The following is a 20369-nucleotide window of genomic DNA, read 5'->3' as shown; positions in this document are numbered from 1 at the left end:
GCCGATGCCATCGGAGGTGGAGCCCAGGCTTTTGAGCTCTGGACGCGCATCATGTTGACGAATACATTGATCCACTCTTCGACCCGAGATGACGACCCCGATGGCCGCCTGGATGACCCTGGACGAAGCACGCGACGCGCTCGGCGTCCGTGCGCAGACGATCTATGCCTACGTGAGCCGCGGGCGCATCGGCGTCGAGCCCGACCCACAGGACTCGCGGCGCAGCCTCTATCGCACCGACGACGTGAAGGCGCTGGTGCGGCGCAAGGAAACGGGACGCACGCGCGAAACGCTGGCGGCGACCACGCTGTTCGGCGCTGAACCCAGCATCCCGACGGCGATCTCGACGTTCTCGGGCGGACGCCCCTTCTACCGCGGCGTCGACGTCGTCGATCTGGCCGCGACAGCGACGCTCGAAGAAGCGGCGCGATTGCTGTGGAACGTCGACACGCCGCCGGTGTTCCCGCGCCCCGCAGTCCAGCCCGGCTCACCGTCGCGCGCGGCACTCGAGGTCGTCGCCGCGTTGCCGACCGGTCGTGCCCGCGCGTTCGCCGAACTGGCGGCGCTCACCGCCACCGGCCACTCGACGCGCGGTCGCGTCGCCCGCGTGCTGATCGAGGAAGCGGCCGCGCTGGTCGGCCGGCTGGCCGTCGCCTTCGGCGCGTCGGACGACGAGTCGCTGCCGCTGCATGAGCGCCTCGCGCGGGGCTGGGGCCAACCGCGCGCGGTGGCGGCGCTGTTGCGCAAGACGCTGGTGCTCGCGGCCGATCACGAGATCACCAGCTCCGCGTTCTCCGCGCGCATCACCGCGTCCACCGGCGCGTCGCTGCCGGCCTGTCTGCTGGCAGGGCTGACGACCTTCTCCGGTCCCTTGCACGGTGACGCCTCGGGACGCGTGCGCACGCTGTTCGACGAGGTCGAACGCGACGGCGCCGATGCCGTGGTCGACCGCTATCTGGCCTCGGCGATGCCGCTGCCCGGCTTCGGCCATCACATCTATCCCGACGGCGATCCGCGTGCGGCATCGCTGATGGCGGACTTCAAGCCGCCCGCCGCGATCGCCCGCCTCATCGAGCGCGTCGTCGCGCTGACCGGCCTGCCGCCGTCGATGGACGTGGCGCTGGCCACGCTCGTCGCGCGTTACAAGCTGCCGCCTGACGCCGGGTTCGCGATCTTCGCGATCGCGCGCAGCGTCGGACTCCTGGCCCACAGCATGGAACAGCTCGCCATCGATTCGGTGATCCGTCCTCGCGGCCGCTACATCGGCCCGAGCGCCGCCCGGACACCTGATCCGCGAAAGGCCCATCGCAAGCGCGTGTAAAGGCTACGTGACGAGGCACATGACATGCCCGGGGCCAGTTGTTGCCCCGCGCCTGTCGCTCGCCCCTGCAAAGCCTGACACCCGCCTTGCAAAGCCCGTGAATCCGCTGGTAAACGCTCATGCCATGCACTATTCACGGCCTTAGCATCGATCGACGGACTGTTGCTGTTGCGTGCGCGCAGGCCCGGCGCCCGCTGGATGGAACCGTCTCACGGATCAAAGAATCAGCGAGAGGAGACAACCTTATGTCGACGAGTTTGGCGCTGTACTTCGCGCTGGCCTGCGGGCTGGCGGCGGTGCTTTACGGCTTTATCCAACGCAGCTGGATCCTGAGCCAGGACCCCGGCAACCCCCGCATGCAGGAGATCGCGGGCGCGATCCAGCAAGGCGCCGCGGCCTACCTGGCCCGGCAGTACCGCACCATCGCGATCGTCGGCGTCGTGCTCGGCATCCTGATCGGCGTCGCGCTCGACTGGAAGACGGCCATCGGCTTCTTCATCGGCGCGTTGCTGTCCGGCGCCTGCGGCTTCATCGGCATGAACGTCTCGGTGCGCGCCAACGTGCGCACCGCGCAGGCGGCGACGCACGGCATCGGACCGGCGCTCAACGTCGCGTTCAAGGGCGGCGCGATCACCGGCATGCTGGTGGTGGGTCTGGGCCTGCTCGGCGTGGGCCTGTTCTTCATGTGGGTCAGCGACAGCGGCACCCGCGCGGACAGCCAGACGCTCAAGCCGCTGCTGGGACTGGCCTTCGGCTCGTCGCTGATCTCGATCTTCGCGCGGCTGGGCGGCGGCATCTTCACCAAGGGCGCCGACGTCGGCGCCGACCTCGTCGGCAAGGTCGAGGCCGGCATCCCCGAGGATGACCCGCGCAACCCGGCGGTGATCGCGGACAACGTCGGCGACAACGTCGGCGACTGCGCCGGCATGGCGGCGGACCTCTTCGAGACCTACGCCGTCACGCTGATCGCCACGATGGCGCTGGCGGCGCTGACCTTCGGCGGCATGTCGATCGCGGCGATCGTGTACCCGCTGGTGCTGGGCGGGGCGTCGATCATCGCGTCCATCATCGGCTGCAGCTTCGTGAAGGCCAGCCCGGGCATGAAGAACGTGATGCCGGCGCTCTACAAGGGCCTGATCGTCGCGGGCGTGCTGTCGGCGATCGCCTTCTGGTTCATCACCCGCGCGCTGTTCCCGCAAGACCTGACGCTGCCCGGCGGACAGACGATAGGCGCCAACGCCCTCTTCCTCTCCTGCCTGGTCGGCCTGCTGCTGACTGCGGCGATGGTGTGGATCACCGAGTACTACACCGGCACCAACTACAAGCCGGTGCAGCACGTGGCGCAGGCGTCGACCACCGGCCACGGCACCAACATCATCGCGGGGCTGGGCGTCTCGATGCGATCGACGGCCTGGCCGGTGCTGTTCGTTTGCATCGCGATCCTGGTGGCGTTCAAGCTTGCGGGGCTCTACGGCATCGCGATCGCGGCGACGGCGATGCTCAGCATGGCGGGCATCGTCGTGGCGCTCGACGCCTACGGACCGATCACCGACAACGCCGGCGGCATCGCCGAGATGGCCGACCTGCCCGCCAGCGTGCGCGACGTCACCGATCCGCTGGATGCCGTCGGCAACACCACCAAGGCCGTGACCAAGGGTTACGCGATCGGTTCCGCGGGCCTGGCGGCGCTGGTGCTCTTCGCCGACTACACCCACGCGCTCGAGCAGCAGGGGCTGACGGTCAGCTTCGATCTGAGCAACCACATGGTCATCGTCGGCCTGTTCATCGGCGGGCTGATCCCCTACCTCTTCGGCGCGATGGCCATGGAGGCGGTGGGACGCGCGGCGGGCTCGGTCGTCGAGGAAGTCCGGCGCCAGTTCCGCGAGATCAAGGGGATCATGGAAGGCACCGCGAAGCCCGAGTACGGCCGTGCCGTGGACATGCTCACCGCCGCGGCGATCAAGGAAATGATCGTGCCGTCGCTGCTGCCGGTGATCGTGCCGATCGTCGTGGGCCTCGTGCTCGGACCGGCCGCGCTGGGCGGGCTTCTGATGGGCACCATCGTCACCGGCCTGTTCGTCGCCATCTCGATGTGCACGGGCGGCGGCGCCTGGGACAACGCCAAGAAGTACATCGAGGACGGCCACCACGGCGGCAAGGGCTCCGAGGCGCACAAAGCCGCGGTCACCGGCGACACCGTCGGCGATCCCTACAAGGACACGGCAGGTCCGGCGGTCAATCCGCTGATCAAGATCATCAACATCGTCGCGCTGCTGATCGTGCCGCTGCTGCCTGCTGTCGGGGTCAGCGGCCCTGCGGCGGGCGCGCATACGCCCCCCGCCTTGACTGCGCCAGCCCCCGAAGCCTCCGCGCCAGCGGGCGTGCCGGATGCGGTGGCCAGCGGGCCGATGGAGGCGGCCAGCGCGGCCTCCACGCCCTGACCCTCCCCCAGCGGATCGTCCGACTGGGCGAGGCTCGCCCGGGCCTCGGTGAAAACGCTGAGAAAAACAGCCCCGCCAGGGGCTGTTTGCGCTTTGAAGGGTCATGCGCTCACGGCAGAATCGACAGCACTATCAAAACGTCCAGGGACTCCGCTCAACATGCTCAGCCAGGCCATCACGCCGCGCGAATTCGAACGCCGCCGCGAGCAGTTGGCCGAGCTCCAGCGCTACCTGGCGTCGCAGGAAACCGAGTACGCGGAATGCCGTCAGCGCATGCAGCGTTTCGTCGACCGCTACGTCGCCGCGCTGGGTCCGCTGTACATGGAGCTGGACGCGCTCGAATCGCAGCTCTACTGCGCGATGCGCTACCTGCACGAGGCGCTGGCCCGCAACGGGCTCGATGCCCGCGCGCTCGATTCGCCCCGCGCCACGGCGATGCCTCAACTGCCGGTGCTGCCGGCCGGCGCGCCGCTCCCCGCCGAGCCGGAAGGCGGCCTGGTGCAGGTCGGCCCGCCGCCGTTGAAGACCCTCTACCGCCGCGCCGCGAAGCGCCTGCATCCGGACCTCGCGCCGGATGATGCCGAGCGCGTGCACCGCGAACGCAAGATGGCCGAGGTCAACGAAGCCTACGAGGCCTGCGACCGGGACCGCCTGGAAGCGCTGCTGCTGGCCGCGGGCGAGAGCCTCGTGAAGGTCCGCGGCGGCGATGCGGACGCCGTCATGGAATGGCTGCGCAGTGCCGAGCGTTCGGTGCAGGGGCGATTGCGCGTCGTCCAGGCTCACCTGGCGCTGCTGAAGAGCCACACGATGCATGAGCTTGGCGAGTCGATCGAGCGCGCCGAGAAGCGCGGCCTGGATCCGCTCGGAATCATGGCCAACCGTCTGCGCGCCCAGATCACGGAGCGCCGTCAGGAGCTCTACATCGGGCAGCGCCTACAGCCCGCCTCGAGCATGGCCGAGGCCTTCCTGCGCCAGCGCCAGCAGCGCATGGGTGGCGGGATCGCGGCGTCGCACTGAGCGCGCCGGACTGAGGCATGCCTCAGCCTTCCACCTTCAAAGTCCTCGGTAGCAAAACCGCAGAAGTACGGTGACGGTCGGGGACGGCTGTGCTTGGGGTTTCGGAGCTCGACTCCGGGGCCCCAAGCACAGGCGGCCAACGCGCCGCCGGATGAAGGTGGGCAGACCGCCGATCAGCGCCGGACGCGCGCCTGAGGCACTCGGGGCGACAAGGTCGCCGCCCAGGCCGCGATCTCCGGCCCGAGCGCATCGACCGCCGCTGCCGTCGCCTTGACGGCGCCTTCGGCGCTCGCGCCCGACGGCTCGGTGCGATCGAACGCGCGCTGCGTACCGTCCTCGGCGGTCGCCATCACCCGCACCTGTACCTCGCTGCGCGAGGCGCTGGAAAAGTTCTGCAGGCTCTCCTCGAGCTCCAGCGTCACGCTGATGATCACCTGGGGATCGGCGCCCGCGGCAACGGGTGCCCGGGCGATCTGCTGTCGCATCCGCGAAGCGACGAGCACCGGCAACGGCGCGGCCCAGCGCGAGTCGCGGTACACGCGCCGCGCATACGGGTCAGAGTCGGCGAGCCGGTAGGTGATCCCCGTGCCCTGCAGCGTCTCCGGCGCGGTGACCGCCTGGAGTTCGACGCGCTTGGGCAGCGCGGCCTGTTGGGGCCACGCAGGCGCGGGACCGAGGTCCATCTGCGTCGGCGCGGGCGGCCGGCTGCCGCAGGCACTCAGCGTCGCTGCAAACGCCAGCCCGCCGAGCAGCAGCGCGCGGCGCACGCCGCCGATCCGTGGAAGTTCGATGGGGTCGTTCATTTCTTCGCTCCCGCCTCGAAGCCCGTTTCACCGGGTCCGGGCGCGCCGGGCGTCGGGCCGAGGATCAGGCTCTGCGGTTGATCGCCGATGCTCTGCGCGGCGCGTTCCAGCGCACGCGCGGCCTGGGACAGGTCTTCCAGCACCGCGCGCTGGCGCGGCTTGTCCGCCGACCCCACCAGCGCCAGCTCCACCCGACGCAGCGTGCGCTGCAGCTGCGCCGCCGCATCGCCCAGTTGGTCGATCGCCGCGGCCTTGCCCTTGTATTCGTCGGCGAGTTCGCCGCCCTGCTTCGCGAGCGTGTCGACGTTGCCCAGCGTGTGCTTCCCCGCGACCACGAGTCCGTCGGTGTTCTTCACCAGGCCCGGCAGCGCCTGCGCCGTCGGCCGCAGCTCCTTGACCAGTTGATTGAGCCCCGCCGAAGCCTCGTTCAATTGCGCCAGCGTCTGGCTCACTTGCTGCTGGTTGCTGTCGCTGAGCACCTTCTGGATGCGGTCCATCGTCGCGAGCGCGCTGGCCGCGAGCTTGGGACCTGCATCCTGCAACTGGTCGAGGAAACCCGGCGCCAGCGGAATCCGCCGCGTCTCCAGCACGCTCTGCTTCGGGTCCGCCGGTTCCTGTCCGTCGTACAGGTCGATGAACGACAGCCCGGTGATGCCTTGGTATCCGAGCTTGGCCTGCGTGCCCGCCGCGATCGGCGCGTCGGAGTCGACCTCGATGTCGACGAGGATCTGCCGCGGCTGCGCCGGATCGAAGCGGATGGTGTCGACCTTGCCGACCTGCACGCCGCGCAGCTTCACCGGCGCCTTCACGTTCAGCCCCGGCACGCCGGAGGCGGTCACCACGGTGAAGGTCTGCGTGTCGCCGCGGTCATCGCGGAACCACAGGATGACCGCCACCAGCGCCGCCCCGAGCAGCAGCACGAAGAGGCCCGTGGCCAATGCATGTGCCTTGTTTTCCATGTGCTCGTCCGAGTCCTTGTGGTTGGTCGTTGTTCGTTGTTGCCGGAACGGTGCGCCGATCCTTCGCCGCGCTCAGGCGGGCATCTCGTCACGGTGCTGCAGCGCGTCCCGGTAGGTGCGCAGGTTGTCCCCGGCGCAGCGCTCCGCATGGCCGAGGAAGAAGTTGCGGATGAACGGATGCTTCTGCTTGACCACCAGCTCCAAGGGCCCGTGCGCGATCAGGTGCTGGTCCGCGAGCACCGCCACGCGATCGGCGATCGCGAACAGCGTGTCGACGTCGTGCGTGACCATCACCACTGTCAGCGCCATTTCGCGCCGGAGGCTTTCGATGAGCTGCACGAAATTCTTCGAGCTCGCCGGATCCAGGCCCGCCGTCGGCTCATCGAGGAACAGCAGTTGCGGATCCATGATCAGCGAACGCGCCAGCGACACCCGCTTGATCATGCCGCCCGAGAGTTCCGCCGGCATCTTGATGCCGTCTTCCGGCTTGAGGCCGACCTGCTGCAGCTTGGTCATGACCAGCTCGGCGATCAGGTCCTTGGGCAGGCTCTTGAGTTCACGCAGCGGCAGTGCGACGTTGTCGAACACGGACAGCGCGGAGAACAGCGCGCCCTGCTGGAACAGCACGCCCCAGCGATGCCGCACCTGCGCAAGATCCGTCGCCTCGCACTTGCCGAGCTTGTGGCCGAAGACCAGCACCTCGCCCTCGCTGGGGCGCTCCAGGCCCAGCATCAGCCGCAGCAGCGTCGTCTTGCCGCTGCCCGAGCCGCCGATGAGGCCCAGCACCTCGCCGGCCGTGACCTCCAGGCTCAGGTCCTTGTGGATGCGCACGCCGCCGAGCACGGTGCCGACGTGACGCACCTCGATCACCGGATCGCCCGGCTGGACGTTCAGTTCCTCGACGGCTTCGGCCGAGGTCGGTTCGATACATCCGTTCATGCTTTCAACCCCACGTCGGAGAACATCACCGCGAAGATCGCATCCACGATGATGACCACGGTGATCGCGCTCACCACCGAGTCGGTGGTGCCGGTCCCGAGGCTTTCGCTGTTCGGCTTGATCCGCAGCCCGAAATGGCAGGCCACGAACGCGATCATGAGCCCGAACACCGCCGATTTGGCCAGTCCCAGCCACAGGTTGGCCACCGGCACCGCCGCCGGCAGGCCTTGCAGGAACTGCACGTAGTCCAGGCCCAGCGTCGCCCGCGCGGCGATCATGCCGCCGAGCAGCACCATGCTGCTGGTCCAGGTCATGACCAGGGGCAACGACAGTGCCAGGGCCACCATCTTGGGCACCACCAGCCGGATCGTGTGCGAGATGCCCATCACCGACAGCGCGTCCAGCTCCTGCGTCACCCGCATCACGCCCAGCTGTGCCGTCATCGCCGAGCCGCTGCGTCCCGCCACCAGGATCGCGGCGAGCAGCGGTCCGAGCTCGCGCCAGACGCTGATGCCGAGAATGTTGATGACGTAGATGTCGGCGCCGTAACTCTGCAGTTGCTTGGCGGTCAGGTAGGACAGCGTGATGCCGACCAGCACGCCCACCAGCGCCGTGATGCCCAGCGCCTGCGCACCGCTGCGGTAGATGTGCGCGGAGATGTCCTTCCACGCGATCAGGTTGGGATGACGGGCCAGCGTTCCGAGGTCGCGCGTGACCTGGCCCAGCAGCGCGGTCGCGTCGAGCAGATGGCTGGCGAGGTTGAGCAGCCCCTGGCCGAACTGGCGCACGTTCTGCGCGCGTGGCGGCCTCGTCGGCTTGCCCTGCTTGCTGCCCAGACGGGCGAACAAGGCCTTGAACATGTCCGCCATCGGGTCCGGCGGCCAGCGCAGATCCTCCGGTTGGCGGCGGCTCCAGGCCTGCCACAGCAGCAGCGCGCCCGTCGGGTCGAGCCGGCGCACCGCGCTCAGGTCCCAGGACACGTTGGCGGTGGGCACCTCGCCGAGTTCGCCGCGCAGCGCCTCGACGCGCTCGCGCAGCGCCAGCAGCGTCCAGTCGCCCTCCAGGCGCGCCCGAAGGCGCCCGCCCTCGCCGGACTCGCGCAGCAGGCGCGGTGACGGATCGGCGACGTCGTGGGTTTCCAGAGGGGCGTCCATTGGGGTCAGAGCATAGCCGCGTGAAGGCCCTCCGGTGAACCCGGCGGACAGGAGTTCGCCCAGTCAGACAAGACGCTGCCGCAGGCGCTCCAGATAGGTGCGGCTGCAAGGCACGCGGCTGCCGTCGCGCAGGCGCAGATGGGCATCGCCGGCCTCGGTCGGCTCGATGGCCTCGATCAGGCTCAGTCGCACCAGGTAGCCGCGGTGCACGCGCACGAACGCGGTCGGGTCCAGGCGTTGCTCGAAGGCCCCCAGGCTGCTGCGCAACGGATAGTCGTGCTGCTGGCGGCGCAGGTTGACGTAGTTGCCGCAGGCCTGCACCCACTCGATCTCGTCCATCGGCAACAGGAACTCCTTGCCGAGCTTCTTCACCAGCAGTCGCTCGGGCAACACCGGCGCCACGGGCACTGACGCCGGCGGGGCCTCGGGTGGCGGTTCGGACGAGGGCTCGGAAGGAGTCTGCACCGCCGGAGGGGGCACGGGAACCGGCGCCGGCGGTTCGGCCAGCAGACTCGCCTCGCCCTGCCAGCGCCACACGAACAGCCGGTACGCCCCGACGACGACCAGGACGAAGGCGTAGCTGCGGACGTCCTTCAACGCTTCATAGAACAGCTCGAGCGGCCAGTTGCCGAAGTCGTAGACGACGTCCTGCGTCCTGTACGCCAGCTTGCGCAGCGCCACCATGCCCAGCACATGCGCGAGGCTGGTCGCCAGCGCAAAGAGGACGTGCCACGGCAGATGCCGCCGCAGTTGACCCCAGCGCAAGGGCTTGGTGTCGGCCGCGCGGACGATCCACGGGATCAGCACCATCCAGACGAGGGCGCTGGAGAACTCCCAGACCGCAGGCTCCCAGGACTCGAACGGAAGACCCGCGCGACGGATGTCGAGGTTGGTGGTGATCGCGTTCGCGACTGCCGAGCCGAGCAGCAGCGCGCTCCAGGTCGCGCGTTCGACCCAGCGACGCCGCTTCAGATAGATCCCCAGCCACTTGTCCTCGGTCATGGCGGCGCAGTGTAGGGGCGACCGGCGCCACGGAGTCATTCGGGCCGCCCCTGGGACGGGGCGGGTCGTCACCGCGCGGGGGCGGCTCGTCACATTCCGTCCGTGAACGCGCCCGCCGCGACGAAGCTGCGCTTCCATGAACACCACCATCGCTTCCACGCACGGCACGGCCTCGGCGTCCCGATTGACGGAGCTCGACTGGCTCCGCGTCATCGCCTTCGGCCTGCTGATCCTCTACCACTCGGGCATGTTCTACGTGAGCTGGGACTGGCACGTAAAGTCGCCACGGCTCATCCCCGCGCTCGAGTCCTGGATGCTGTGGCTGAACCCCTGGCGCATGTCGCTGCTGTTCCTGATCTCCGGCGCGGCGACGGCGTTGATGACGGGACGGGCCGAGGGCGGCGCGGGTCTGATCGCCACCCGCAGCAAGCGGTTGCTGCTGCCGCTGCTGTTCGGCATGACGGTGATCGTGCCGCCGCAGGCCTATCTGGAGGTCGTCGAGAAGCTCCATTACGCCGGCAGCTACGGCGACTTCCTGACGCTCTACTTCCAGGCCTATCACGGCTTCTGCCGCGGCGACGACTGCCTGAAGCTGCCGACGTGGAATCACCTGTGGTTCCTGCCCTATCTCTGGGCCTACACCGTGATCGTCCTGCTGGCGTTGCGCCTGCGTGCCGTGCGCGCCTTCCTTGCGCATCCGGGCTGGCGGCAGATCGTTGCCGGAGGCCGCTTGCTGTGGGTGCCGTGGCTGGCGTTCGCGCTGCTGCGTCAGCACCTGCTGGAACGCTTCCCCAGCACGCACGACCTCGTCCATGACTGGTACCAGCACGGGGTCTACTTCGCGGTGTTCCTGCTGGGCTTCGCGCTCTACGGCAGCCGCGACGACAGCCATGGCGCCTGGGAAGCCGCCCGGCGGCTGCGCTGGGTCGCGCTGATCGGCTTCGTCGCGGCGCAGTTGCTCTCGCAGACGCTCACGGATGGATGGCGCCTCGACCATGGCGATGACTTCCCGGAGTGGCTGCTGATGGCGCTGCGCGCGCTGAACGCCGGCAAGCAATGGCTGCCGATCGTGGCGGTGCTCGGATTCGGCAGACAGTGGCTGGCCGATCGCGATTCGCCGCGACTGCGTTGGCTGACACTGGCCGTGTTCCCGTTCTATCTCGTTCACCAGACGGTGACGGTGATCGCGGGGCATCTGCTGGCGCCGCTGCAGTGGCCCCTCGCGATGGAGGCCGTCGCCCTTGTCGCGATCACCGCGGTGGGTTGCCTGCTCGCCGCCTCGCTGGCGATGCGCGTCAACGCGCTGCGCCGTTGGATGGGGCTGACTCCGGAAAGCAAAAAGCCCGGCATCTTGCGATACCGGGCTTCCTGATTCTTCTTATAAATGGTCGGGGCGGCGGGATTCGAACTCGCGACCCCTTGCACCCCATGCAAGTGCGCTACCAGGCTGCGCTACGCCCCGACTAAGCCTTAGATTCTATACGTATTCGAGAGGCTCATGCAAGCAAACTCTCTCGAATCGCCAGCAACTCGTCCCTGACCTGCTCCAGCGTGAGTTTCTCGAGCGACACGGTCGTGTGCGCCGCACTGTCCGCGACGTCCGCCGCCAGCGCGCGCGAGGCTTCGCGATGGTCGCCGTGATGGCCGTGCTGACGATAAGCATCGAGCTGCGCGGCCGCCAAGGCTTCGGCACGGAACTCCTGCGCACTGACCCCGTTGTGGCTGACGTCGATCAACTGATTGCGTGCGCCGCTGATCGTGAAGCCCTGGTCATAGAGCAGATCGCGGATGCGGCGGATCAGCAGCACTTCATGGTGCTGGTAATAGCGCCGGTTGCCCCGCCGCTTCATCGGCTTGAGCTGCGTGAACTCCTGTTCCCAATAGCGGAGCACGTAGGGCTTCACGCCGCACAGCTCGCTCACCTCACCGATGGTGAAGTAGCGCTTGGCAGGAATGGCGGGAAGCTGGACGTCCATGGGAATCAGCGGCTCCGGCAGCGGCGGGAAGGGTCAGACTCTACTCGAAGTCACCACCCGAAGGCGTGTTGCCTTGGACAGCTTCTTTCAATTTGTGACTCGCATGAAACGTCACGACGTTGCGGGCCTTGATCGGGATCGCTTCGCCGGTGCGCGGGTTGCGGCCGGGTCTCGGCGCCTTGCGCCGGATGTTGAAGTTGCCGAAGCCCGAGAGCTTCACTTCGCGGCCGCTGGAGAGGCTCTGATGAATGATGTCGAAGAAGGCCTCGACCATGTCCTTGGACTCGCGCTTGTTCAGGCCGAGCTTGTCGAACAGCAGTTCCGCCAGCTCGGCCTTGGTCAGCGTGGGCGTCTCCAGGCTGCCGAGCAGCACGCGCGCCTGATCCTTCAGATCGTCATCACTCATGGGTGTCCTCCCCTCCCTCAGCCTCGCAGGCGCGCACCGAGGCGTTCGCCCAGTTGCGCCACCACCTTCGCCACCGCCTGCTCGATGCGCTCGTCGGTCAGCGTGTTCTCGTCATCGAGCAGCTCCAGGCGCACGGCCAGGCTGCGTTCGTTCGCCTTCAGCTCCGCCGTCGGTTGGGCGGGCTTGAAGACGTCGAACAAACGCGCAGAGCGTACCAGGGCTTCGCCGCTGGCTTCGATCGCCCGGATGAGGGAGGCATAGGTCACTTGCTCATTGACGATCAGCGCCAGATCGCGTTGCACCGCCTGCAGACGGGGCACGCCCTGACCCTGCGGCAGCGTGCGCGCCAGCACCGCGTCCAGCGACAGCTCGAACAGGACCGGCGCGCTCGGCAGCTCGTAGCCCTGGCGCCACTTCGGGTGCAGTTCGCCGACGACGCCGATCTCCTGGCCCTCCAGCAGCACGCGGGCGCTGCGGCCCGGATGCAGCGCCGGATGCTCGGCGGCTTCGAAGCTCAGCACGCGCGGCGCGAACAGGGCCTCGAGGTCACCCTTGACGTCGAAGAAGTCGACGGCACGGTCCTTCTGCGCCCACTGCTGCTGGTCCGCGGGACCCCACGCCAGGCCGGACAGCCGCATCGGCTGCGCGACGCCGGCGATGGTCGTGTCGCTTTCCTGCACCGACGCGTCGCGCAGGAACACGCGCCCGATCTCGAAGACGCGCACGCGCGGCGACTTGCGCGCCAGGTTGTTGCGCAGCGCCTGGACCAGCGAGCCCATCAGCGAGGTGCGCATCACCGCCAGCGGCGCGGCGATCGGGTTCAGCAACTGGATCGGATTCGCGTTGCCGGCGAGTTCCTGCTCCCAGCGCGCTTCGACAAAGCTGAAGTTGATCGTCTCGAAGTAGCCCAGGCCCGCCATCGCGTGACGCAGCGCGTGCGTCGCGCGGCGCGATTCCGAGCGCACCTTGCCGACCACCGGCGCCAGCGGCGGCGTCGACGGCAGCCGGGCGTAGCCCAGCACGCGGATGACTTCCTCGATGAGGTCTTCCTCGATCTGGAGGTCGAAGCGGAACGACGGCGGCGTCACCGTGATCACGCCGGGCGCCGCGCTGAACTCAAGGCCCAGGCGCTTGAACACGCCTTCGCACTCCGCCTGTGTCACCGGCATGCCGATGACCTTGGCGGCGCGATCGACGCGCAGCGCCACCGGCTTGCGCTCGGGCAATTGCGTCGTCTGGTCGTCCATCGGGCCGGCCACGCCGCCGCAGATCGACTGGATCAGCTGCGTGATGCGCTCGATGTGCTCGACGGTGCCGGCCGGATCGACACCACGCTCGAAGCGGTGGCCGGCATCGGTCGAGAAGTTGAAGCGCCGCGAGCGTCCCATGACCGCCTTGGGCCACCAGAACGCGGCCTCGACGTAGATGTTCTTCGTATCGTCGGACACGGCGGTGGCGTCGCCACCCATGATGCCGGCGAGGGACTCGACCTGCTCGCGATCGGCGATCACGCCGACGGTCGCGTCGACCTCGATCGTGTTGCCGTTCAGGAGCTTGAGCTGTTCACCCGGCTTGCCCCAGCGGACGATGAGTTCGCCGTGGATCTTGTCGAGGTCGAAGATGTGCGACGGACGGCCCAGTTCGAACATCACGTAATTCGAGATGTCCACGAGCGGCGACACGGAACGCTGGCCGCAACGGGCCAGGCGGTCGACCATCCATTGCGGCGTCTTTGCGGTCGTGTCCACGTTGCGGATCACGCGGCCGGAGAAACGACCGCACAGGTCGGCGGCCTCGACGCGCACCGGCAGCGTCGCATCGGTGGCGACGGTGGCGGGCTTGATCTCGGGCGCGAGCAGCGGCGCGCCGGTCAGCGCGGCGACTTCGCGCGCGACGCCATAGACGCTCAGCGCGTGCGCCAGGTTCGGGGTCAGCTTCAGCGTGAACAGCGTGTCGTCGAGGTTCAGGTGCTTGCGGATGTCCTCGCCGATAGGCGCGTCCGCGGCCAGCTCCAGCAGACCGCCGTGGTCTTCCGCCAGCTTCAGCTCACGGGCCGAGCACAGCATGCCGAAGCTCTCGACGCCGCGCAGCTTGCCCTTGCCGATCTTGAACGGCTTGCCGTCCTCGCCCGGCGGCAGTTCGGCCCCGATGGTCGCCAGCGGCACACGGATGCCGACGCGCGCGTTCGGCGCGCCGCAGACGATCTGCAGCAGCTCCGGACCTCCGGCATTGACCTTGCAGACACGCAGACGGTCGGCGTCCGGATGTTGGACGGCCTCGACGATCTCGGCCACGACGATGCCGTGGAACGGCGGCGCCACCGGGCGCAGCTCTTCCACTTCGAGGCCGGACATCGTCAGCAGCTCGGCCAGTTCTTTCGTGTTCAGCGCGGGGTTGCAGAAGGCCCGCAGCCAGGACTCAGGGAATTGCATGAAGTTCTCTCTTGCTCTCTAGGCGACCGGGGGCACGAATTACTTGAACTGCGACAGGAAGCGCAGGTCGCCGTCGAAGAACAGGCGCAGGTCGCCGACGCCGTAGCGCAGCATGGCCAGGCGGTCGATGCCCGAGCCGAAGGCGAAGCCGATGTAGCGCTCGGGATCGAGGCCCATGTTGCGGATCACCTGCGGATGCACCTGGCCCGAGCCGGAGACCTCCAGCCACCGGCCCTTCAGCGGACCGGAGCCGAACATCATGTCGATCTCGGCGCTGGGCTCGGTGAACGGGAAGTAGCTCGGACGGAAACGGATGTCCATGTCCGTCGTCTCGAAGAACTGCTGCATGAAGTTCACGTAGACGGACTTCAGGTCCTTGAAGCTGATGTTCTCGCCCACCCACAGGCCTTCGACCTGGTGGAACATCGGCGAATGCGTCGCATCGCTGTCCACGCGGTAGGTGCGGCCCGGCGCGATCACGCGGATCTCGGGCATCGGCTGGCCGGCATCGATCAGCGCGCGGTGCTTCTTGACGTGCTGCACCGCGTAGCGGATCTGCATCGGGCTGGTGTGCGTGCGCAAGACATGACCCCCTTCGATGTAGAAGGTGTCCTGCATCGAGCGCGCCGGATGGTCCTTCGGCGTGTTCAGCGCGGAGAAGTTGAACCAGTCGTTCTCGATCTCCGGACCGTCGGCGACGTCGAAGCCCATCGAGCCGAAGATCGCCTCGATGCGCTCCATCGCGCGCGTGATCGGGTGCAGACCGCCGGTGCCGCGCTGGCGGCCGGGCAGCGTCACATCGAGCGCCTCAGCCTTGAGCTGCTTGTCGAGCTCCGCGTCCGCCAGCGCCTGGCGGCGCGCGGTCAGCGCCGCCTCGATGCCCTGCTTGAGCTGGTTGATCTGCGCGCCGCGGGTCTTCTTCTCCTCGACGGGCAGGCTGGCCATGCCCTTCATCAGCTCGGTGACCTGGCCGGTCTTGCCCAGGAAACGCGCCTTGGCGTTCTCCAGGTCGGCGGGAGTCGTGGCGGCGGCGAATTCGCCGGTCGCCTGGTGCAGCAATTGATCGAGGTCGTTCATCGCGGGGCGTCGACGGGGCGTCGGCGGCGTTGGCGGAAGTCGGATGGCACGGTGGTGGAATGGCGAACATCGCACCATCACGCACCATCGGGCCGGAATGAAAAAAGGCCGAACACCACGGTGTCGGCCTTTGAAAAAGGCAGCCCCGGCGGGACCGGAGCGGCCAGTCCGCCCGCCGGCGAGCACCGGCGGGTGGACCATGGCTATCAAGCCAGAGCGGCCTTCACCTTGGCGAAGATGCTGGCGAAACCAGCAGGGTCGTTGACGGCGAGGTCGGCCAGGACCTTGCGGTCGATGTCGATCTCAGCCTTCTTCAGACCGGCCACGAACTTGCTGTAGCTCAGACCCAGGCCACGGCTCGCCGCGTTGATACGGGCAATCCACAGCTGGCGGAACACGCGCTTCTTGGCACGGCGGTCACGGTAGGCGTACTGGCCCGCCTTCATCACCGCCTGCTTGGCGATGCGGAAGACGTTCTTGCGACGACCACGGAAGCCCTTGGCCAGAGCCAGGACCTTCTTGTGACGAGCACGTGCGGTTACACCACGTTTGACGCGAGGCATGTTGTATCTCCTTGTCTACTGCTGGATTACAGACCAGCGAAGGGCAGCATCGAAGCGATGTGGCCCATGTTGGTCTCATGCACGGTCGTCACGCCACGCAGGTGGCGCTTGTTCTTCGTGGTCTTCTTGGTCAGGATGTGGCGCTTGAACGCTTGACCGCGCTTGACGGTGCCACCCGGACGAACGCGAAAACGCTTTTTCGCGCTGCTCTTGGTCTTCATCTTGGGCATGACTGCTCCTTCTATGTGCGTCCCTCCAGGCGACCGCGGGTGACCGCGGTACTTGACCGGCCTGCAGGAGACTAATAAGCCCGCCGACGACCAGATCGGCGGGCTGAAACTGAGACGGGGCCTCATCGGCCCCGCCGGGATTCTCTCAGATGCTCAGCGCTTCTTCGGCGCCAGCACCATGATCATCTGGCGGCCTTCGAGCTTGGGCATGTGCTCGACCACGGCCACGTCGGACAGCTCGTCGCGGATGCGTTCCAGCATGCGCATGCCGATGTCCTGGTGGGTGATCTCGCGGCCGCGGTAGCGCAGCGTGACCTTGCCCTTGTCGCCGTCCTCCGCGATGAAGCGGCGCAGGTTGCGCATCTTGATCTGGTAGTCGCCTTCGTCCGTGCCCGGACGGAACTTGACTTCCTTGACCTCGATGACCTTCTGCTTGGACTTGGCTTCCGCAGCGCGCTTCTGCTCCTGGTACTTGAACTTGCCGTAGTCCATCAACCGGCAGACCGGCGGGACTGCAGTGGCGGCAATTTCGACCAGATCGACGTCCAGGTCACCGGCCATCCGGAGCGCTTCCTGGATCGAGACGATGCCGATCGGCTCGTTCTCGGGGCCATTGAGACGGACTTCAGAAGCGATGATTTCGCGATTCAGGCGGTGCTTGCGCTCCGGAATCGCACGACGGTCAGCAAAAGTAGCGATGGTGGTTACCTTTAGGCGGGCCTTGGCAAGGGTCCGTTAATGATCAGTACAACGCAAAAAGCGCCCGACTCAGGCCTTGTCCGCGATGGCGGTCGAGAGCTTCGAAACGAAGTCCTCCAGCGACATCACGCCCAGATCCTGGTTGCCTCGGGCGCGCACTGCGACTGCGCCGTTCGCCTTTTCCTTGTCGCCGACGACGAGGATGAACGGCACCTTTTGCAGTGAATGCTCGCGGATTTTATACGTGATTTTCTCGTTGCGCAAATCTGCCTGAACCCTAACCCCTTGTTTTTGCAGCGTTTTCACAATGCTGGAAACGTAGTCCGATTGGGCGTCGGTGATATTGGCGACAACCACCTGCTTCGGGGCCAGCCAGACCGGCAGCGCGCCGGCGTGCTGCTCGATCAGGATGCCGATGAAACGCTCCAGGCTGCCGACGATCGCGCGGTGCAGCATCACGGGCGTGTGGCGCTCGCCGTCCTCGCCGACATACTCGGCGCCCAGGCGCGCGGGCATCGAGAAGTCGACCTGCATCGTGCCGCACTGCCACTGGCGGCCGATCGCGTCCTTGAGGGTGTATTCGATCTTCGGACCGTAGAAGGCGCCGTCGCCCGGGGCGATGATGAATTCGACGCCCGAGGCGCGCAACGACTCCATCAGCGCGAACTCGGCCTTGTCCCACACCTCGTCGGAGCCGATCCGCGCTTCAGGGCGCGTCGCGACCTTGTAGATGATGTTGTCGAAGCCGAAGTCCTTGTAGACCTTCTGCAACAGGGCCGTGTAGGCCACGCACTCGGCCAGGATCTGGTCTTCCGTGCAGAAGATGTGGCCGTCGTCCTGCGTGAAGCCGCGCACGCGCATGATCCCGTGCAGACCGCCGGTCGGCTCGTTGCGATGGCACTGGCCGAACTCGCCGAAACGCAGCGGCAGGTCGCGGTAGCTCTTGATGCCGTGCTTGAAGATCAGGATGTGGCCGGGACAGTTCATCGGCTTGAGCGCGTAGTCGCGCTTCTCCGATTCCGTCGTGAACATGTTGTCGCGGTACTTGTCCCAGTGGCCGGTCGCCTCCCACAGCGTCTTGTCCAGCAGCTGCGGGCCCTTCACTTCCTGGTAGCCGTTGTCGCGGTACACGCGGCGCATGTACTGCTCGACCTCCTGCCAGATCGTCCAGCCCTTGGGATGCCAGAACACGACGCCGGGCGCGTGCTCGTCGATGTGGAACAGCTCCAGGTCCTTGCCCAGCTTGCGGTGGTCGCGCTTCTCCGCTTCCTCCAGCATGCGCAGGTAGTTCGCCAGGTCGTCCTTGGTCGCCCAGGCCGTGCCGTAGATGCGCTGCAGCTGCTCGTTGCGGTGGTCGCCGCGCCAGTAGGCGCCAGCCACCTTCATCAGCTTGAAGAACTTCAGCTTGCCCGTCGACGGCACGTGCGGGCCGCGGCACAGGTCGGTGAAGCCGCCCTCGGCGTACAGCGAGACGTCCTGGTCGGCCGGGATGCTGGCGATGATCTCGGCCTTGTAGGCCTCGCCGATGCCCTTGAAGTACTCGACGGCCTCATCGCGCGGCAGCACCGAGCGCGTGACCTTCTCGTCCTTCTTCGCGAGCTCGCCCATCTTGGCCTCGATCGCCGCCAGGTCCTCCGGCGTGAACGGGCGCTTGTACGAGAAGTCGTAATAGAAGCCGTTCTCGATGACCGGGCCGATCGTGACCTGCGCGTCGGGGAACAGCTCCTTGACGGCGTAGGCCAGCAAGTGGGCCGTCGAATGCCGGATCACGTCCAGCCCGTCCGGATCCTTGTCCGTGACGATGGCCAGCTGCGTGTCCTTGTCGATGAGGAAGCTGGTGTCGACGACCTTGGCGGCGTCGCCCGAGCCGACGCGGCCGGCGAGCGCCGCCTTCGCCAGGCCCGTGCCGATGGAGGCCGCGACTTCGGCAACCGTCACCGGCTGCGAGAACTCGCGCTTGGAGCCGTCGGGCAGTTGGATGGAGATGTTGGACATGAGGGGGAACTCCAGAAAACAAAAAAGCGCGACCACGTGCCGCGCTTTTTCTGGGGTGCTGACTTTTTCCGGACAGCTGATGAAAGACGTGACGAGCCGCGGTCGCTCAAACCTTCGCAGTGGAGGTGGTAGTCCGCGGTGTCATAACCATGTCGCCTTTCCCGGTCCTTGTTGGAAAAAGAAAAAAGGAGGCGCCCAGTGTAGCTCAGAGCGCCCGGATGTCGAGGGTCGGACGGGCGCAGGCCTCGCGGAACTCGTCCCGGAGCCGCTCGCCTTCGCGCACGGCCCGCAGCCAGTCGCGGGCGCGGCCGGGGACGTCGTTCAGGTAGCGCTGGAAATCGTTGCGATCGGGCAGCTTGCCGTTGGGCAGCGTCTTCACCCACTCGGGGTTGGGCGTCAGCAGCACGACGTTGTCCAGGAAGGCGCTGGTCCGGTGCCGGTGCTTCAGCGCCTTGTCGAGCCAGCCCGGCACGACGCTGGCCTGGAAGTGCGGATACAGCGCGATGCCGTCGCCCACCATCGCCGCGTAATTCAGGTGCAGGTGGTAGTCGGTGATGCCGCCGTCCCAGTAGGCGCCGGCGGGGGCGCCTTCGATATCGTGGACGGCCTGCAGCCAGAACGGGATGGAGCAGCTCGCCAGGATGCTGGGCTTGAGGTTGCCCGCGTCGAGCGCCACCTGCCGGCTGCGGTAGTCGGCCAGTGGCATCGGCAGCGGCGAGCGCTTGTCCGAGAACACCACCCGCTCGAGCCAGGCGCCCATCGCGCGCCGCGACATCGCATTGGCCGCGAACGCGCCCAGGTACCCGAGCGGCGTGCGCAGCCGCCCTTCCCGCCCGAGCACATGCCGACCGCGCGAGGTGAAGACATGCAGCCGGAACTGCGGATGCGACAGCACCTCGGCCTCGCGGCCGCCGAAGATCTCGCCGAGCTTCTCCGAGAACGCCCGCGACACCGTCGCGGCGGTCGGCCGCTTGCCGGGCGCGGACTCGTAGTCCTGATGGGCATAGTCGTGGGCGAGCCGCTCGAACTCCGCATTCGCCTGCGCGGCGTCGCGGGTCAGACAGGCGGTGGCCATGCGCCAGGCGCCGATGGAGGCACCGAGCAGATGGACCTCCTGGCCGCCCGACGGCAGGAACTCGCCGAAGAGATGCGCATCGAGCGCGCTGAGCACCAGCCCCTTCGGGCCGCCGGCGGCGCCGGGCACGACGCGCACGTCGGCAGCGCGCAGTCCATGATCGCGCAGCCGTTGGCGCGCACGGGGTCCGGCGAGGATCTGCAAGGCCTGCATCGGGCGGATCGTCCTTTCAAAAACGGAGACGCCCGACGCGGCCGATCAGTCGATTCCCTCTGGAGGG

General features: G+C 67.5%; 18 protein-coding genes and 1 tRNA gene. 4 read left to right on the top strand and 15 right to left on the bottom strand.

All coding sequences use genetic code 11. The annotated features are described in order from the left end of the window. Nucleotides 1–100: 100 nt before the first annotated feature. The 3 genes from AC07OZ_RS24815 to AC07OZ_RS24805 all read left to right on the top strand — a co-directional run bounded on the left by AC07OZ_RS24815 (nucleotide 101) and on the right by AC07OZ_RS24805 (nucleotide 4779). Entirely contained in the window at nucleotides 101–1321 is a 1221-nt protein-coding gene (locus AC07OZ_RS24815; protein ID WP_495469884.1) for a citrate synthase family protein, read from the top strand. A 245-nt stretch (nucleotides 1322–1566) separates the two neighbouring features. Next, nucleotides 1567–3762 (top strand): sodium-translocating pyrophosphatase, encoded by a 2196-nt coding sequence (locus tag AC07OZ_RS24810; protein WP_495469740.1) that lies wholly within the window; start codon nucleotides 1567–1569, stop codon nucleotides 3760–3762. A gap of 159 nt (nucleotides 3763–3921) precedes the next feature. Continuing rightward, nucleotides 3922–4779, top strand: a complete 858-nt coding sequence (locus AC07OZ_RS24805; protein ID WP_495469739.1) for a J domain-containing protein — start codon at nucleotides 3922–3924, stop codon at nucleotides 4777–4779. Nucleotides 4780–4952: 173 nt separating this feature from the next. On the opposite strand, the gene AC07OZ_RS24800 is transcribed toward AC07OZ_RS24805, so the two are convergent. The 5 genes from AC07OZ_RS24800 to AC07OZ_RS24780 all read right to left on the bottom strand — a co-directional run bounded on the left by AC07OZ_RS24800 (nucleotide 4953) and on the right by AC07OZ_RS24780 (nucleotide 9636). Beyond that, on the bottom strand, nucleotides 4953–5582 hold the full coding sequence (locus AC07OZ_RS24800; RefSeq protein WP_495469738.1) for an ABC-type transport auxiliary lipoprotein family protein: 630 nt from the start codon (nucleotides 5580–5582) through the stop codon (nucleotides 4953–4955). Continuing rightward, on the bottom strand, nucleotides 5579–6541 hold the full coding sequence (locus AC07OZ_RS24795) for an MlaD family protein (RefSeq protein WP_495469737.1): 963 nt from the start codon (nucleotides 6539–6541) through the stop codon (nucleotides 5579–5581). The genes AC07OZ_RS24800 and AC07OZ_RS24795 overlap by 4 nt, the downstream gene beginning before the upstream one ends. A gap of 72 nt (nucleotides 6542–6613) precedes the next feature. Further along, on the bottom strand, nucleotides 6614–7480 hold the full coding sequence (locus tag AC07OZ_RS24790) for an ABC transporter ATP-binding protein (protein WP_495469736.1): 867 nt from the start codon (nucleotides 7478–7480) through the stop codon (nucleotides 6614–6616). Next, nucleotides 7477–8634: an ABC transporter permease gene (locus AC07OZ_RS24785; protein ID WP_495469735.1), complete on the bottom strand. Its 1158-nt coding sequence runs from the start codon at nucleotides 8632–8634 to the stop codon at nucleotides 7477–7479. Before AC07OZ_RS24785 ends, AC07OZ_RS24790 begins: the two co-directional genes overlap by 4 nt. 63 nt (nucleotides 8635–8697) lie before the next feature. After that, nucleotides 8698–9636, bottom strand: coding sequence for a LytTR family DNA-binding domain-containing protein (locus AC07OZ_RS24780; RefSeq protein ID WP_495469734.1), 939 nt, complete (start codon nucleotides 9634–9636; stop codon nucleotides 8698–8700). Between the two features lie 136 nt (nucleotides 9637–9772). Between AC07OZ_RS24780 and AC07OZ_RS24775 the strand changes: the two genes are divergently transcribed. Continuing rightward, complete coding sequence (locus AC07OZ_RS24775) at nucleotides 9773–11008, top strand: acyltransferase family protein (protein WP_495469733.1); 1236 nt, start codon at nucleotides 9773–9775, stop codon at nucleotides 11006–11008. A 13-nt stretch (nucleotides 11009–11021) separates the two neighbouring features. Here the strand turns inward: AC07OZ_RS24775 and AC07OZ_RS24770 are convergent. The 10 genes from AC07OZ_RS24770 to AC07OZ_RS24725 form a co-directional block, all read right to left on the bottom strand. Next, a tRNA-Pro gene (locus AC07OZ_RS24770) sits at nucleotides 11022–11098 on the bottom strand. Nucleotides 11099–11132: 34 nt separating this feature from the next. Continuing rightward, on the bottom strand, nucleotides 11133–11612 hold the full coding sequence (locus tag AC07OZ_RS24765) for a MerR family transcriptional regulator (RefSeq protein WP_495469732.1): 480 nt from the start codon (nucleotides 11610–11612) through the stop codon (nucleotides 11133–11135). 40 nt (nucleotides 11613–11652) lie between these two features. Further along, the gene (locus AC07OZ_RS24760) at nucleotides 11653–12018 is read right to left on the bottom strand and encodes an integration host factor subunit alpha (protein WP_431104778.1); all 366 of its coding nucleotides are present in this window, start codon (nucleotides 12016–12018) and stop codon (nucleotides 11653–11655) included. Nucleotides 12019–12035: 17 nt separating this feature from the next. Further along, the gene (gene pheT, locus AC07OZ_RS24755; protein WP_495469731.1) at nucleotides 12036–14450 is read right to left on the bottom strand and encodes a phenylalanine--tRNA ligase subunit beta; all 2415 of its coding nucleotides are present in this window, start codon (nucleotides 14448–14450) and stop codon (nucleotides 12036–12038) included. A 39-nt stretch (nucleotides 14451–14489) separates the two neighbouring features. Then, nucleotides 14490–15527 (bottom strand): phenylalanine--tRNA ligase subunit alpha, encoded by a 1038-nt coding sequence (gene pheS, locus AC07OZ_RS24750; protein ID WP_495469730.1) that lies wholly within the window; start codon nucleotides 15525–15527, stop codon nucleotides 14490–14492. Between the two features lie 206 nt (nucleotides 15528–15733). Further along, nucleotides 15734–16090 carry a 50S ribosomal protein L20 gene (gene rplT / locus AC07OZ_RS24745; protein WP_067275752.1) on the bottom strand — a complete coding sequence of 119 codons (357 nt, stop codon included), beginning with the start codon at nucleotides 16088–16090 and terminating at the stop codon, nucleotides 15734–15736. Nucleotides 16091–16116: 26 nt separating this feature from the next. Beyond that, nucleotides 16117–16320: a 50S ribosomal protein L35 gene (gene rpmI / locus AC07OZ_RS24740; protein ID WP_495469729.1), complete on the bottom strand. Its 204-nt coding sequence runs from the start codon at nucleotides 16318–16320 to the stop codon at nucleotides 16117–16119. A 153-nt stretch (nucleotides 16321–16473) separates the two neighbouring features. After that, entirely contained in the window at nucleotides 16474–17019 is a 546-nt protein-coding gene (infC, locus tag AC07OZ_RS24735; protein WP_082938615.1) for a translation initiation factor IF-3, read from the bottom strand. A gap of 69 nt (nucleotides 17020–17088) precedes the next feature. After that, a complete protein-coding gene (gene thrS, locus AC07OZ_RS24730; RefSeq protein WP_495469728.1) occupies nucleotides 17089–19014 on the bottom strand; it encodes a threonine--tRNA ligase in 1926 nt (641 codons plus the stop codon). 205 nt (nucleotides 19015–19219) lie between these two features. Continuing rightward, nucleotides 19220–20302 carry a phospholipase gene (locus tag AC07OZ_RS24725; protein WP_495469727.1) on the bottom strand — a complete coding sequence of 361 codons (1083 nt, stop codon included), beginning with the start codon at nucleotides 20300–20302 and terminating at the stop codon, nucleotides 19220–19222. Nucleotides 20303–20369: the final 67 nt, after the last annotated feature.

The sequence above is a fragment of the Roseateles sp. GW821-FHT09G03 genome (assembly GCF_059416045.1).
The sequence above is the reverse complement of the archived record's forward strand: the minus strand, read 5'-3'. Positions and strand labels throughout refer to the sequence as shown.